Source organism: Paenibacillus sp. BIHB 4019, assembly GCF_002741035.1.
In the GTDB taxonomy this organism is placed as follows: Bacteria; Bacillota; Bacilli; order Paenibacillales; family Paenibacillaceae; genus Pristimantibacillus.
The window spans coordinates 2,984,087-2,999,174 of sequence record NZ_CP016808.1 but is presented as its reverse complement, the minus strand read 5'-3'; the positions used below and the strand labels follow the sequence as shown (position 1 = coordinate 2,999,174).

The window sequence follows — 15,088 nt, the reverse complement described above, 5'->3', positions numbered from 1 at the left end:
ATTTCGAGCGTTAATTAAATTGATAATTCTGAAAATAATGATAGGCTTAGCTCGGCATTATCAGGCGAATCTAGCTGTTCGAATGTGACATCATGAGACTCAATCTATGTCACATTTTATATCATTAAGAAAAGAGTTACAATACTTTTTATTGATCTTTCTCTCTTTTTTTAACATCTAGTTCGATTTAAGAGATAATGTTAGTCAAGTATTAACATATAAGAGGGGATAACATTTATTTAAATCCTTAAATAAATATTCACACCTGTCATTTAATTATATAATTAATTCAATATATTTTTTAATTATATTTCTTCCTGAATTTAGATATTGTGCGTTTTTCATAAAGAAATTACGATTTTCTACTCAGCCTAAACAGGAAAAAGTTGTAAATTCTGTTGAAAGCAACAAAATCGCGCCTCGCTTTTCTCTTTTTTTATTCGAAGGCCTGCATAAACCCCCGCCATGCTTATATTTACAAAAAAAAGCTGGCATCCCTATTCGGATACCAGCCTCTCAAACCTTTTTGTCCGGACTTATGCGCCTTCTCCTCCAGCAGTCGTTCTAGAGGAAAATGAGCAGCAGGATGCCTGCGACAAAGCAATAATAGGAGAAATATTTTAAATTGCCGCGCGCCATAATGTTCATGAACCAGCGCATTGAGAAATAGGTCACAATTAAGGTCGCGATAAAGGCAATGAGATAAGGAATCATCAGCGTAGTACGGTTAGGATCATTCGCGATATCCGAGATGCCTAGCACCAAGCCGCCCAAGCTAATCGGTATGTACAGCATAAATGAGAACCGCAGCGCCGTCTCCTGCTTCATGCCGACCGCAATGGATGTAATGACGGTTGAGCCGGAGCGGCTAATGCCGGGAATGAGCGCGACCGCCTGCGCTAAGCCTACAATTAAAGCGTCCTTGACCTTCAGGTCGCCATCCCGCTTGCGCCCTCGCAAATTGCGGATGAGCCAGAGCGCCACACCGGTTATGAGCAGCGATATCGCCACCGTACGCACGGAGGAGAAATAGGATTCGATTTGATCCTTGAACAGCAGCCCGATAATGACGGCCGGCACGGTTCCAATGACGACATACATAGCGAACAGGAAGTCGCTTTTATAAGCTTTGTCCCGTGTTCTCATATACTTGATAGTGTTAACAACTAGCCGATTAATGTCCTGGCGGAAAATGTAGCCAATCGCAATCAGCGATGCCGTGTTCGTTAAAATTTCAAATGCCAGCCCTCGCTGTTCAACCCCGAGCAGCTGCTGGGCGATAATTAAATGTCCGCTTGATGATACAGGGATCGGCTCTGTAAAGCCCTGAATAATACCGAGAATCAAATACTTCAACCATAATACGAAATTGTCCATACCGTCTCCTTTTTCGCTTGTATTTACCTCCCCTATCATAACGCACCCTAGTAAAAATGATCAAATCTCCTAAGTTGCCCGCTACTCGCAATCATGGTATATTGACCCTAAATTCCAATGAAACGGCATGAGTCATTTTTAGTTGCAGAAGGGGGCAGCCTCACCGACTATGAAAATCGAGCGAATACTTCCCGAACCTATTGAAAGCTTTCCCTATCAAACAGCGGCGGCTGGCGGCGGAGTCTATACTGCCCTGCTGCCGGTCTATCAAGGCTTTGTGTCTGGTCTGCCAGAGCATATAGATGCCCTGATTGTCACTTCCGATTTGCAGGGCGTTGCCAGCGATGATGGATGCGAGGTGCAGCTTGGCGAGCTGCTGCCCGAATATTTAGCGCTATTAATGGCGATTGAATTTCCCCATCTTTCTCCACGGCGTATGATTGCTCTGTTGTGCGGCGATTTATATGGAGATGCTGGCAAAAGGGGCAGCAGCGGCAACCCCCTTCCCGTCTGGCTCGCTTTCGGTGATACATTCGGCTGGGTCGCAGGTGTACCCGGCAACCATGATATAATGGAGTCTGCGCATATGAATATGCTCGCCGCTAGCGATTGCATGCATCACATGGACCTGCCAGCCTTGACCGAAATTTTAGGACTCCGCCTTGCTGGTCTTGGCGGCATTATCGGACGAGCGGACAAGCCTAATCGCATGTCCCAGCACGATTATGTGAAGTGGCTTCGCAGGCTTATTATGAAGCAGCCCCACGCTTTGCTTTTGCACCAGGGACCGGATGAGCCGGCACTTGGACTTGAGGGGAGCAGCGCCATTCGCGCTGCGCTTGAACAATTACCAGAGACGCTCGTATTTTGCGGGCATTCGCACTGGGAGCTTCCCTATGCCACGCTTAGCAATGGAAGCCAGATTTTGAATGCCGACGGCAAAGTTTTCATCCTGCTGCCCGCTTAGTTGAAGCACTGCTTTTAGCTATACTTATATAATTGCCAACAGAGGAGAGGTTCCGCATTGAAGCTGGTCTCATGGAATGTTAACGGGCTGAGAGCCTGTGTGAATAAAGGGTTTAATAATTATTTTGCCGAGATGGACGCGGATATTTTCTGCCTGCAGGAGACGAAGCTGCAAGAGGGGCAAATTTCGCTGGAGCTTGGCGAGGCGTATTCGGACTACTGGAACTATGCCGTGAAGAAGGGCTATTCCGGCACGGCTGTGTTTACGAAAAAACCGCCGCTTTCCGTCCGCTATGGCATTGAAGAAAACGAAGAGCCGGAAGGCCGCATTTTGACGCTGGAATTTGAAGGCTTCTATTTAGTTAATGTATATACGCCTAATGCCAAGCGCGATTTGCTGCGGCTGGACTATCGACTGGAATGGGAAGATCGCTTCCGCATGTATTTGCAGCAGCTTGATGCGGTGAAGCCCGTCATTGTCTGCGGCGATCTCAACGTCGCCCATCAGGAAATCGATCTCAAAAACGCCAAAGCCAACCACGGCAATTCCGGCTTTACTCCGGAAGAACGCGGCAAAATGTCCGAGCTGCTGGCGGCCGGTTTTATCGACAGCTTTCGCCACCTCTACCCAGACCGCACCGATGCCTACACATGGTGGTCCTACATGCCCAAGGTTCGCGAGCGGAATGTCGGCTGGCGGATTGACTATTTTCTGATTTCAGAGCGACTAGCTCCGCTGCTGAAGGATGCGGCCATTGATTCCGCTATTATGGGAAGCGATCATTGTCCAGTGCTGCTGAGCATGGACATTTAATGAAGAAATAATCATTTGAACCGTTAAATTCTGCTTGCAGATATTGACGGTTTTTTTGTGTTTTTCTTTTTTCATTTCAACATTATTCGACGTTTTTCTACTTCATTCTTTCCAATTAGACACATCCGTTCAGAATCGGTTCAGCCCTAAAAAGTAAAATGAAGCTAAGCATCCTACTATTCGCAACAAGGAGACTCGGACAAATGAACGATTATTGGCGCAAATTGACCGCATTATCCCTGAAAAAGGGCCCATCGCTTTTTGTTTGTGCTGCAGTATTGGGGACCACTTTGTCACTATCTGCTCCGGCATATGCAATTTCAGAACCTTCTAACTACTTTCTTCCTGTAGTAAACAATGATTTGCACTGGGTTAAAAATGATTCCAATGCGAATGCGGGAATGGGCTCAACCATTGACGTTTATGGCAGCTACTTCTCATTGGATTCACTGAAGCTCTTCCCTCCATCAACCGTCATAACGATGTTAACTGCTGCTTCCAGCGATACGAGCGTCGCGTCTGCGAACGCTTATTCACCCAACCTTGAGATGGAAATATTCGGCCCGGGAACGACTGAAATCAGGGTTGAAGGCGTTACCTCTGAAAATGAAAAGCTGACCGAACACTTTCGCGTGACGGTAGACCTCTTCGCCGATACGAATAAAGACGGCATGATTACGTCAGCGGATGCCTTTCACATCGTTCGGGAGCTAAGCAGAAATTCTCCCCTTACTGACGGAGACTTCAATTTATATGATATCGACCGCGACAGATCCGTAACGGCAGCGGACGCTTCCGCCTTAATGGACCTCTACACTGGCAAAACCGTTCTAGACTCATCTAAAAAATATATCGTCACCTTAAGCGCCATTGACGATGCTCCAGCTATATATAACGGCTATTTAAGCGCTGATGCATGGGCACCAGGCCAAACGGTGACTACGCAATACAGTTATTTTGATCCTGAAAATGACTTCGAAGGCAATAGCCGCTTTAAATGGTTCCGCGGCCTGCAAGCAGATGGCTCGGACCGTACGGAAATCATAGGCGCAACGTCGAACAGCTATACTCTTCAGCAAACCGATCTAAATTATTATGTGTTCGCAGAAGTGACGCCAGTTGCCGAATCCGGCGATCTGCTGACGGGCGAAACGGTCCTATTGAAGCCCGATTCTATCGTATTGAGTGCTACTCCTACCATTGTTAGCCTTACACCCGAAAATTACAGTGTAAATGTCGATAGAAATGCTGATATTGTCTTCACTTTCGATAGAGAGGTTACGGCTGTTCCTGGTAAGCACATTCGTTTTTATCATTCTGGAATAGACAGCATTGTATTAGACTATCTTGCCGATGATGATTACAATATTGAGGTTGTTGGAAAAACCGTTACTATTAAACACCTGGCTGGAAAACTGTCATACGGTACGCACTTTGTTCTTTTAATTGATCATGGTTCCTTTAAAGATGCAAACGGTAATTATTATGCAGGCTTCGATCAAGGAGAATGGGAATTTACTACCGACTACCCGAGCTAATACTCCAACAGCTTGCGAACTTAACAAATAATCAAGCTTCATCCATCTATTCTTACTTTCATGGAGGTTATTATGCAACCATTATTGAGACAAGCTCCTGCTAAACGCTTTCTGCTGCTCATGCTGAGCTGCCTGCTCATTTTGCCAGCTTTTTTTGTCCCTTCTGCCGCACATGCTGCATCAGATGCCCCTGCGAAGGTTACGATTACGAATACCAATGTGACAGCTGGACAATCAGCAACCGTGCCCGTCATGCTCACAGATCCAGGGGACGGCGTCGGCGCTTACAATATGCAAATCGACTTCGATCCTTCCGTGCTAAGCATCGTCAGCATTACGCCTACACATGGTGAAGTGGCGCCAGAAAACGGCGCTCCATCAGCTACAGGCTATTTTCAGTCCAACTTTGACAATACGGCAGGCTGGGCACGCGCCATCTGGATAGACTCTACGGGCGGAAACTCGCGCATTAACGATCCTATCCAGCTATTCGCTATTGAGGTTAAATCGCTCAGCAGCGAAACGACAGGAACGTATCACCTGACTGTAGATACGACGAACGCTGAGAAATGGGCGTTCTACCGCAGCCCATCGTATACAACGCCTTCTACCGTTGATGGCGGAGAAATCGTCATTTCTAAGGCAAACTCAGGATCTGGTTCAGGTTCAGGCTCGTCAGGCGGAGGTTCCACTACGACTCCTGCTACAAACACACCAGCTCCGACAACTACAACAACTCCGGTTATTGTATACATCGACGGCAAGGAGCAGCAATATGCAACGGCTCAAACCTCTGTGCAGAACGGCCGCAAAACGGTACAGCTGGACGTAGACAATGAAAAGGTTCTTAAGCAAATCGACACAACAGGCATTAAAGAGCTCGTGCTTCCGATTCAAGACAGCACAGTCGCTGTCGTCAACGGAGGATTGAACGGCCAACTGGTGAAGGAACTGGAGAAACGCGGCGCAACTGTTAAAATCGAGACGCCTGCAGCTAGCTACACCTTGCCTGCGAGCGACATCAACATTGATGCGATTTCCGCACAAGTCGGTACAACGGTGAAGCTGTCCGATATTAAAATCATCATTTCTATTACTGCAGCAGACAATGCAACCATCAATACTGTACAAAGCCAAGCATCCAAACAAGGCGTAAGCGTCGTTGGCGCTCCGGTAAACTTTGAAGTCATTGCGCAGTACAATGGACAAAACATCAGCATCGGCCAATTTAATCATTATGTAGAACGCTCAATCACTCTGCCTGCCGGCGCAGACGGCTCGAAGATGACAACGGGCGTCGTGCTTGGCGAAGATGGCACGCTGCGTCATGTGCCAACCTATATATCCGTAACGGGCAGCACGTATTTTGCAAACATCAACAGCTTGACGAACAGCAGCTATGCGATCGTGTATGCGCCTGCTTCGTTCAAGGATGTTGAAAATCACTGGAGCAAAAATGACGTCAACGATCTCGGCTCCCGCCTGATCATGAAGGGCGTATCGAGCACGGAGTTCGCACCGAATGCTTCCATTACACGCGCTGAGTTTACAGCAACCCTGCTGCGCGCACTTGGCATTCATAAGGCTTCCGTCAGCACTTCGGTTTCCTTCTCTGATGTAAAGGCAGGCAGCTGGTATGAAAATGAAGTGAAGCTTGCTGTATCAAACAAGCTGATCAGCGGCTATTCGGACGGCACCTTCCGTCCAAACGGCTTGATTACCCGTGAAGAAGCGATGATTATTTTGAACCGCGCTCTTGCGCTTACAACTTTGCCAACCGTCAGCGATGCTGCTGAAATCGACAGCCTGCTGGATGCTTACGGGGACAGCTCCTCGGTGTCGGGATATGCGAAAGCCGCTGTTGCCAGCGCTTTGAAAAACGGCATTGTGCAGGGAGCTGACGGTTCTCTGAACCCGGATTCCAACGTAACCCGTGCCGAAACGGCTGCTATTGTGAAGCGCCTGCTCGTCAAGGCTGGCCTGATTAACGGCTAAGCCGCTAGCAAGCTTGTTATATAGCTGTAAGATTCTGAGCTTGGAATCTTACAGCTTTTCAAACTCAGCTGCTTGAATTAGACAAGATTCTCGGAACAAAGGAGACTTAAGACAAATGAAGCATTCTTTGCGTAAAATGGCTGGTTTTTCACGCAGCAAAGGTCCCTCGCTATTGTTGTGCACCGCTGTACTAGGAACAAGCTTGTCATTGTCAACTCTGGCGCATGCAGCATCTGGACCATCGAACTACTTCCTGCCTGTTGTAAACAACGATATACAATGGGTCAAGCCTACTTCTAATTACAGTCCTGTCCCTAGCACGGGATCGCAGATTATTACGTATGACTCCTCCATTATGCTGGATACGACGAAGCTATTCCCTCAGGCAGCCAACATCACTACGTTAACCGCTTGGTCCAGCGATACAAATGTCGCATCGGTTAATGTGCAGCTGCCTTACATAGACGTTGAAATTTTAGCTGCTGGTACAACTCAAATCAGAATTGAAGGCGTTACAGCCGGAAATGAAAAGCTGACGGAGCATTTCCAAGTGACGGTAGACCGCTTTGCGGATACGAACAAGGACGGCATGGTTACAGCAGCAGATGCGCTTCTGATCGCTAGAGGGATAGAGCGGAATACCGTCCTGACCCCGGGCGACGCCAATCTGTACGATATCGACCGCGACGGCAGCGTCTCCATGGCAGATGTCACGGCGCTGATGAATCTCTATACCGGCAAAACCTCCCTGGACTCAACTGAAAAATATATTGTCACGTTAAGCTCCATTGACGATGCTCCTGCTGTGTACAACACTTCCTTAAGTGTTGACTCATGGGTGTCTGGCCAGACCGTTACTGCGCATTACAGCTATTTTGACGCCGAAAATGATGCCGAGGGCAATACCCGCACGAAATGGTTCCGCGGTAATCAAGCTGACGGCTCTGACCGGGTGGAAATCCTCGGTGAAACGGCGACTACTTACAGCCTTCAGCAAGACGATGTCAATCATTATGTGTTCGCTGAGGTTACGCCGGTTGCCGCATCTGGTGATCTGCTGACGGGCCAGGCTGTCCTCTTGAAGTCAAATGCTGCCGTAGCAAGCGCTGCTCCTTTCATTGTAAGCCGCACCCCTGTAAACGGAAGCGTCAATGTTAATCAAAATGACAATATTGTTTTTACATTTAATAGAGACATTTCCGCTGTTGTTGGTAAAGAGATCAGATTTATTGATACCTCAACTAACACTGAAGTGCTGAGCTTTCCATCCGATTATCCAGCGCACGTTCTCATTAGCGGAAATACGGTTACCATTGTCGGTTTAACCATGTTCCTGCCATCCGATACACAATTCAGCATTATCATTGATGATGGCGCCTTTGAAGATATGGACGGAAATGATTTTGCAGGCGTCTCACTTTCTGAATGGATGTTCACAACCCAATTTGTAGGTTAACAGTGTCAAGACTATCAAAGGTCAAAATACCCAGGCTCCACACATCTACCCTTACTATCATGGAGGTTATTATGCAAACATTATTGAAGCAAGCTCCTGCAAGACGCCTTCTGCTGCTCATACTGAGCTGCCTGCTCGTGTTGCCAGCCGTTCTTCTTCCAGCTGCCGCACACGCTGAATCTAGCGCCCCTGCGCAGGTTACGATTACGAATACCCGAGTTGCAGTTGGACAATCAGGAAGCGTGCCTGTCATGCTGACGAGTGCTGGCGATGGCGTTGGTGCTTATAACATGCAAATCGATTTCGATCCTGCTATTTTCAGCATCGTCAGCATCACGCCTACCTATGGTGAAGTTGCTCCAGAAGACGGCAGCCCCTCTGATACGGGCTATTTCCAGTCCAACTTCAATAATACGGCTGGCTGGGTCCGGGCGATCTGGATCGATTCCACTGGCGGAAACTCGCGTATTCATGACCCGCAGCAGCTGTTTACTATTGAAATTAAAGCGCTTAGCAGCGAAACGACAGGAACTTATAATTTGACTGTTGATACGTCCAAAGATGAAAATTGGGCCATTTACCGCAGTTCCTCTTATAAGGTGCCGTCTACACTGGCAGGCGGAGAAATTGTCGTTTACAAGGACTCTCCGAACAATCCAGACCCAGGCTCTGGCTCTGGCGGCGGTTCGACAACACCGACACCTGCTACAAGCACACCGGCGCCGACAACAACATCGACACCGGTCATCGTCTACATCGACGGCAAGGAGCAGCCACAATTTGCGACATCGAAGTCTTCTGTACAAAATGGACGCAAATCAGTGCTGCTTGAAGTAGACAACGATAAAGTAATCAAACAAATTAGCACCTCCGGCATTAAAGAGCTGGTGCTTCCCGTTCAAGATACAACTGCCGCTATCGTAACTGGCGAGCTGAACGGCCAACTGGTGAAAGAATTGGAAGGTCGCGGTGCTTCCGTTAAAGTTCAAACGCCTACGGCTACTTATACGCTGCCTGCTAGCGATATCAACATTGACAGCATTTCCGCACAGGTCGGCGCTTCGGTTGCCCTGTCGGATATTAAAATCACGATTTCGATTACAACAGCGGATAGCTCAGCGGCAAACGCAGTAAAATCCCAAGCCTCCAAGCAAGGGCTGAGCGTTGTTGGCACGCCAGTAGACTTTGAAGTCATCGCGCATTACAACGGCAAAAGCATTGTCGTTAACCAGTTTAATCATTATGTAGAACGTGCAATCGCTCTTCCTGCCGGCTCTGACGGCACAGCGATTACAACGGGCGTCGTACTTGGTTCTGATGGCACCTTGCACCATGTTCCTACACATATTTCCGTTACAGGCAGCACGTATTGGGCGAGCATCAACAGCTTGACGAACAGCAGCTATGCAGTCGTTTATACCCCGGCTTCGTTCAAGGATGTTGAAAATCACTGGAGCAAAAATGACGTCAACGATCTCGGCTCCCGCCTGATCATGAAGGGCGTATCGGGAACTGAATTTGCACCGAACGCTTCCATTACTCGCGCTGAGTTCACGGCAACCTTGCTGCGCGCACTCGGCATCCATGCCGCTTCCGGCAGCACAGCGGTTTCCTTCTCCGATGTGAAGGCAGGCAGCTGGTACGAAAATGAAGTGAAGCTCGCGGTTTCGAGCAAGCTGATCAGCGGCTATTCGGACGGCACCTTCCGTCCAAACGGCTTGATTACTCGCGAAGAAGCGATGATTATTTTGAACCGTGCCCTTGCGCTCACTTCATTAGCACAAGTCAGCGATGCCGCTGAAATTAACAGCCTGCTGGCCGTTTACGAGGACAGCGCATCTGTGTCCGAATATGCGAAAGCCGCTGTTGCCAGCGCTTTGAAAAACGGCATTGTCCAAGGCGCCGATGGCGCTCTGAACCCGGATTCCAATGTAACACGGGCAGAGACTGCTGCTATCGTGAAACGCCTGCTTGTCAAAGCTGGTCTAATTAACGGTTAAGCTTGATCTGCATGATTTCAAGCCGGCTGCAAAATTCTATCGCTAGAATTTTGCAGCCTTTTACTTCGGCTATATTCGACAAAAAGATTCAGAATCCGTTCAACCGCTTGTTTTACAATAAAGACAATATCTTATCAATCCTCTTATAAGGAGAACTGGACGAATGAATAATTATTGGCGTAAAATGACTCATTTCTCCCGCAGCAAAGGACCTGCGATTATTTTGTGCGCGACCATGCTGGGGACCGCTCTGCCGCTGCCAAATGGAGCGAATGCCACTCCGGCAACCTCCAACTTTTTCACCCCGATCGTCAACAAAGATATTCCCTGGATTAAGCCTTCCTCGGATTCTACCGCCCCATTTGGTGCGGCTATCGAGCATCACAGCTCCCGTATTTCCTTGGATGCAAGTGTGCTGTTCTCCGGTGTTGCGGGCCTTTCCCAGCTGACAGCCTCGTCCAGCGATTCCGCCGTTGCTACGGCAAATGCTTATCAGCTTTATACAGAATTAGAGATTATATCGGCGGGGACAACTACGATTACGCTTGAAGCGCAAACCCCAACGCTTGAAAAACTGACGGAGCAGTTCCAGTTGACCGTAACCCGCATCGGGGATACGACTGGCGACGGTGTTGTCACTGCTGCGGACGCCCTGTACATTATGAAGGTCGTGAACAGCGGCGTTGTACTGACGCCGGAAGAGATTAATCTGCTCGATATTAACCGTGACGGCGTTGTCACCGCTGCGGACGCAACCAAGCTGCTAAGCAGCTATGCGGGCAAAGGCTCCTCGGCAACCAGCTCCAATTACATCATCACGCTCAGCTCTATCAACGATGCTCCTGTGCTGCACGGCGCTTCGCTCGCTGGCTTGCTGAAAGCAGGCGAAATGATGACGGTGCAATACGATTATTTTGATGCTGAAAATGACGCCGAAGCCGCTTCCCGCTTCCAATGGTATCGCGGCACGCAGGCAGATGGCTCGGACCGCACGGCCATTGCCGGCGCAACTTCGCCAGCCTATCCCATAGCGTCAGAAGACGTCGGCTTCTACTTATTTGTAGAAGCTACACCAGTTGCGGCGGCAGGCATAACCGATGGGCTATCCCACTTGCTGGCCACCAGCACGGTAGTGCCAGATACGTCCGCACCCTATATACAGAACCGGGTTCCGGCTCATTCCGCGGTTGACATTAGCGTAGCTGCCGATTTGGAGCTGACAATGAATAAACCCGTTACAGCTGTTTCCGGTAAAAAAATCTATATTACAAATACGGCGAATCCGCTTGATGTTTTGGCCTACGATGCAGACGATGCTAGTCATATCATCATAGATGGCAAAAATATATCGATTAAGCATGCCGATCTAGACAGCGAGACAAGCTATTCCGTCACGATTGACGCTGGCGCATTCATCGATCAGGCGGGCAATGCCTTTGAAGGCATCAGCAGTTCTTCAGCTTGGAGCTTTGCAACTGCCGATGTCGCCGCTCCTCTGCTCGTGGAGACCTCTCCTGCAAATCAGGAGGCGAATTATGCTTTGTTAGCCGAGCCTTCACTATCCTTTAACGAGGATATCGTTCCGGTCACAGGCAAAAAAATTACGATTCGGCGGGCCACAGACGATACGATCGTGCAAACCTACATCGTATCTGAACCAGATCAGGTTACAATTCAAGGCGGTAAAGCGATTCTCCATCCCTCTTCACAACTTTTTCAATTCACGAGCATAACTGCTTATTACGTAGAGGTTGAGGAAGGCGCATTTACAGATGTGCATGGCAATGCCTTTGCAGGCATCAGCGATGATGCAGCTTGGACGTTCATGACCGCAGATACGCGGAAATTAACTGCTGTTGATCTTGAGGATTTGACGGAGGATCAACTGCGAGCTTCCGGCGGGGCTATTTTCGCTGTTGCATTAGAGGAGGATACGTTCAATTCGGCGGCAGGCACGGGCGACTTTGAGTTGAACCATGCTCCACAAGGCATGACCATACTCGATGTGTTGCCTTTATCCCCCAATGAAATTTGGCTATCGGTAGATTACGATGGCACCGACTTTGATACGGATATTACAAACTTCAGCATTACAGCCAAGGCAAGCGCTTTGACTAGCGGACGCACGCTTAAGACTGCTGACATGCTTATTGCAGCAACGGATGAACTGGAAATTACCAGCCTGTCTCCTGCCAACCAAGCGATAAATACGAATAAAAATTTGACGCTTTCGCTTACGTTTAATCGGCCCGTTACAGCCGCAGCAGGCCAAACGCTTACCGTGTATAAAGCATCAGACGATACCGTTGCCGCTAGCATCGCTCTCAATGACCCATCCAAGGTGACGTTCAGCGCCAATACGGCAAATGTCCAAGTTGCCGGGCTCTCAGGCGCGACCGCCTATTATGTAAAGTTTGCTGCCGGAAGCTTTAAAGACAGCAATGGTCTTGCATCGACGGGAATGAGCTCGAAGACGCAGTGGACGTTTACAACCGCTGCCGACGCTCCGAGCTTTACAACCTCGCCTGTTTACATTGCCGAGTTTCTACTTGAGAATGGAAACCGGTCAGCCGTCGAAATTTATAGCAACAGCAGCGACCTTACAGGCTATAGCTTGTTTGTTTACGGACGTCAAACTACAAATGGGCAATATTACGAGCATGAGATCGCTCTTCCTATGCTCACTCAAAACGGACTTACCATTATTATAGACACTGCATTTTACGATTATATGGATATAACCTCGGCATATTATTTCAATTATGAAGATAAGTTTTCTCCGGAATGGAACATTACGGTTAGTGGCCTAGCCCTTAAGAAAAACGGCGTGGTCGTTGATGTAGTTGGCGATATCAGCTCAAACGGAGCTTTAACCAGCAGCCTGTTCCCAAGCGGCGGTACAATGGTCCGCAAGTCAGGTCAAATCGGCAAGAGCTTGTACGATACCAGCCAGTGGTCCTATTATCCTAAAGGGACGTACCAGTATATTGGGTATCACACGTCGTAAATAACGATAACACGGCAAGGATGGCTTGCACTGCCTTGAAAACCAACACGGTGCAAGGCTCGTATAGCTAACGGCATCAGGCTGGAGTCCGCTCTGAGGACGGCTCCAGTCTCTTTTTTTTGCTCCGTCCAAGGTGAAACGGCTGTGGCCGCCCTTTGGCGGCGCGGCGCGTTTCATTCCGAGAAATAGAGAGGAAGGATGGAAAGATCAGCTCCTTCCCTATATTTCAAGGTGAAACGGCTGTGGCCGTCCTTTGGCGGCACCGCGCGTTTCATTCCGAGAAATAGAGAGGAAGGATGAAAAGATCAGCTCCTTCCCTATATTTCAAGGTGAAACGGCTGTGGCCATACTTTGGCGGCACGGCGCGTTTCATTCCGAGAAATAGAGAGGAAGGATGGAAAGATCAGCTCCTTCCCTATATTTCAAGGTGAAACGGCTGTGGCCGTCCTTTGGCGGCGCGGCGCGTTTCATTCCGAGAAATAGAGAGGTAGGGCGGAAAGATCATACTTTCTCTCTATTTTGAAAAAAAGCTTGCCAACCTTCGCCGAACTAGGTAGAATCGACAAGGATTATAGACATAGAACACTCGGGAGGATCAATGGTTTATGAAAAACCGTAATGCAATTGGAATTATGGATCGCCCTCCGCTAGGGCAGAGCCTGATGCTGAGCTTGCAGCATCTATTCGCCATGTTCGGCTCCACCGTGCTTGTGCCGAATTTGCTCGGCGTCGATCCGGCTGTGTGCCTGCTTATGAACGGAATCGGCACCTTGCTTTATTTATGGATTTGCAAAGGCAAAATCCCCGCTTATCTTGGCTCCAGCTTTGCCTTTATCACTCCTGCCGGAGCGGTAATCGGCCAACATGCAGCTGGTGAGCCGGGCAATTATGCCGCAGCGTTGGGCGGTTTTATTGCCGCAGGCGTTATTTTCACACTTGTCGCCTTGATTATTCATTATGCGGGAACGGGCTGGATTAACGTCGTTTTCCCTCCTGCGGCGATGGGCGCGATTGTAGCGATTATCGGGCTGGAGCTCATTCCGGTCGCTGCGAAAATGGCTGGCTGGATTATGCCAGACAACTATAAAGACCCGGCAAACTGGACGATGGACGGTTCAACGGTCGCATTGTCTACCATTACGCTGGCTATAACCGTGTTTGGCTCGGTGCTGTTCCGCGGGTTTATGAAGATTATTCCGATTCTTATTGGAATCGTGTCCGGCTATGTCCTTGCACAATTTATGGGCATGACTGACTTTTCCGGCGTTAGTGAAAGCGGCTGGCTGCAGTCTCCTCAGTTTACGATGCCAGTCTTCCAGTGGGCAGCCATTCTTGCCATCGCTCCCGCTGCGCTCGTCGTCATAGCCGAGCATATCGGCCATCTGGTCGTAACGAGCAATATCGTCGAAAAGGATTTGTCGAAGGACCCAGGACTCAGCCGCTCCATGCTGGGCAACGGCATTTCAACGATGATCTCCGGCTTCGTCGGCTCCACGCCTAATACGACCTACGGCGAAAATATCGGCGTACTCGCGATCACGAAGGTTTATTCGACCTTTGTCATTGGCGGCGCTGCTGTCATCGCCATTGTGCTCTCTTTTTCAGGAAAATTCTCGGCGCTCATTTCGGGCATTCCGACTCCTGTTATGGGCGGTGTTTCCCTGCTTCTGTTCGGCGTTATCGCCGCATCCGGCTTCCGGATGCTCGTGGAATCAAAGGTCGATTACAGCAAGCCGACTAATCTGTTTCTGACGACGGTTGTTATGGTAACCGGACTCAGCGGCGTCACCATTAAGCTCGGCGATTTCTCCATCTCCGGCATGGCGCTTGCGACAGTCGTAGCGATTTTGCTAAGCCTGCTGTTCAAGCTGTTTGATGTGCTGAAGCTGTCCAACGATCATGAGGCATCGGGGCATTAGCCGCTGACGCAATACA

The 15,088-nt window shown here is 49.0% G+C and carries 9 protein-coding genes; 8 read left to right on the top strand and 1 reads right to left on the bottom strand.

Going from position 1 to position 15,088, the window contains the following annotated elements:
• Nucleotides 1–564: 564 nt before the first annotated feature.
• On the bottom strand, nt 565–1,377 hold the full coding sequence (locus BBD42_RS12735) for an undecaprenyl-diphosphate phosphatase (protein WP_099521589.1): 813 nt from the start codon (nt 1,375–1,377) through the stop codon (nt 565–567).
• Between the two features lie 169 nt (nt 1,378–1,546).
• Here BBD42_RS12735 and BBD42_RS12730 point away from each other — a divergent pair, with 169 nt between their 5' ends.
• From BBD42_RS12730 to uraA, 8 genes are all read left to right on the top strand, one after another.
• Entirely contained in the window at nt 1,547–2,344 is a 798-nt protein-coding gene (locus BBD42_RS12730) for a metallophosphoesterase (protein WP_099518427.1), read from the top strand.
• 57 nt (nt 2,345–2,401) lie between these two features.
• Complete coding sequence (locus BBD42_RS12725) at nt 2,402–3,157, top strand: exodeoxyribonuclease III (protein WP_099518426.1); 756 nt, start codon at nt 2,402–2,404, stop codon at nt 3,155–3,157.
• A gap of 203 nt (nt 3,158–3,360) precedes the next feature.
• A complete protein-coding gene (locus tag BBD42_RS12720; protein WP_172455477.1) occupies nt 3,361–4,695 on the top strand; it encodes an Ig-like domain-containing protein in 1,335 nt (444 codons plus the stop codon).
• A gap of 72 nt (nt 4,696–4,767) precedes the next feature.
• Entirely contained in the window at nt 4,768–6,690 is a 1,923-nt protein-coding gene (locus BBD42_RS12715; protein WP_172455476.1) for an S-layer homology domain-containing protein, read from the top strand.
• Nucleotides 6,691–6,805: 115 nt separating this feature from the next.
• Nucleotides 6,806–8,146: an Ig-like domain-containing protein gene (locus BBD42_RS12710; RefSeq protein WP_099518423.1), complete on the top strand. Its 1,341-nt coding sequence runs from the start codon at nt 6,806–6,808 to the stop codon at nt 8,144–8,146.
• A 71-nt stretch (nt 8,147–8,217) separates the two neighbouring features.
• Nucleotides 8,218–10,146 (top strand): S-layer homology domain-containing protein, encoded by a 1,929-nt coding sequence (locus BBD42_RS12705; protein ID WP_172455475.1) that lies wholly within the window; start codon nt 8,218–8,220, stop codon nt 10,144–10,146.
• A 163-nt stretch (nt 10,147–10,309) separates the two neighbouring features.
• The gene (locus tag BBD42_RS12700) at nt 10,310–13,153 is read left to right on the top strand and encodes an Ig-like domain-containing protein (protein ID WP_099518421.1); all 2,844 of its coding nucleotides are present in this window, start codon (nt 10,310–10,312) and stop codon (nt 13,151–13,153) included.
• A gap of 605 nt (nt 13,154–13,758) precedes the next feature.
• Nucleotides 13,759–15,072, top strand: coding sequence for a uracil permease (uraA, locus tag BBD42_RS12695; protein ID WP_056033557.1), 1,314 nt, complete (start codon nt 13,759–13,761; stop codon nt 15,070–15,072).
• Nucleotides 15,073–15,088 lie beyond the last annotated feature (16 nt).

Excerpts from the sequence above, each read along its gene's own strand:
- BBD42_RS12735 (WP_099521589.1), bottom strand. The coding sequence starts at position 1,377 with ATGGACAATTTCGTATTATGGTTGAAGTATTTGATTCTCGGTATTATT.
- BBD42_RS12730 (WP_099518427.1), top strand. The coding sequence starts at position 1,547 with ATGAAAATCGAGCGAATACTTCCCGAACCTATTGAAAGCTTTCCCTAT.
- BBD42_RS12720 (WP_172455477.1), top strand. The coding sequence starts at position 3,361 with ATGAACGATTATTGGCGCAAATTGACCGCATTATCCCTGAAAAAGGGC.
- BBD42_RS12715 (WP_172455476.1), top strand. The coding sequence starts at position 4,768 with ATGCAACCATTATTGAGACAAGCTCCTGCTAAACGCTTTCTGCTGCTC.
- BBD42_RS12710 (WP_099518423.1), top strand. The coding sequence starts at position 6,806 with ATGAAGCATTCTTTGCGTAAAATGGCTGGTTTTTCACGCAGCAAAGGT.
- BBD42_RS12705 (WP_172455475.1), top strand. The coding sequence starts at position 8,218 with ATGCAAACATTATTGAAGCAAGCTCCTGCAAGACGCCTTCTGCTGCTC.
- BBD42_RS12700 (WP_099518421.1), top strand. The coding sequence starts at position 10,310 with ATGAATAATTATTGGCGTAAAATGACTCATTTCTCCCGCAGCAAAGGA.
- uraA (WP_056033557.1), top strand. The coding sequence starts at position 13,759 with ATGAAAAACCGTAATGCAATTGGAATTATGGATCGCCCTCCGCTAGGG.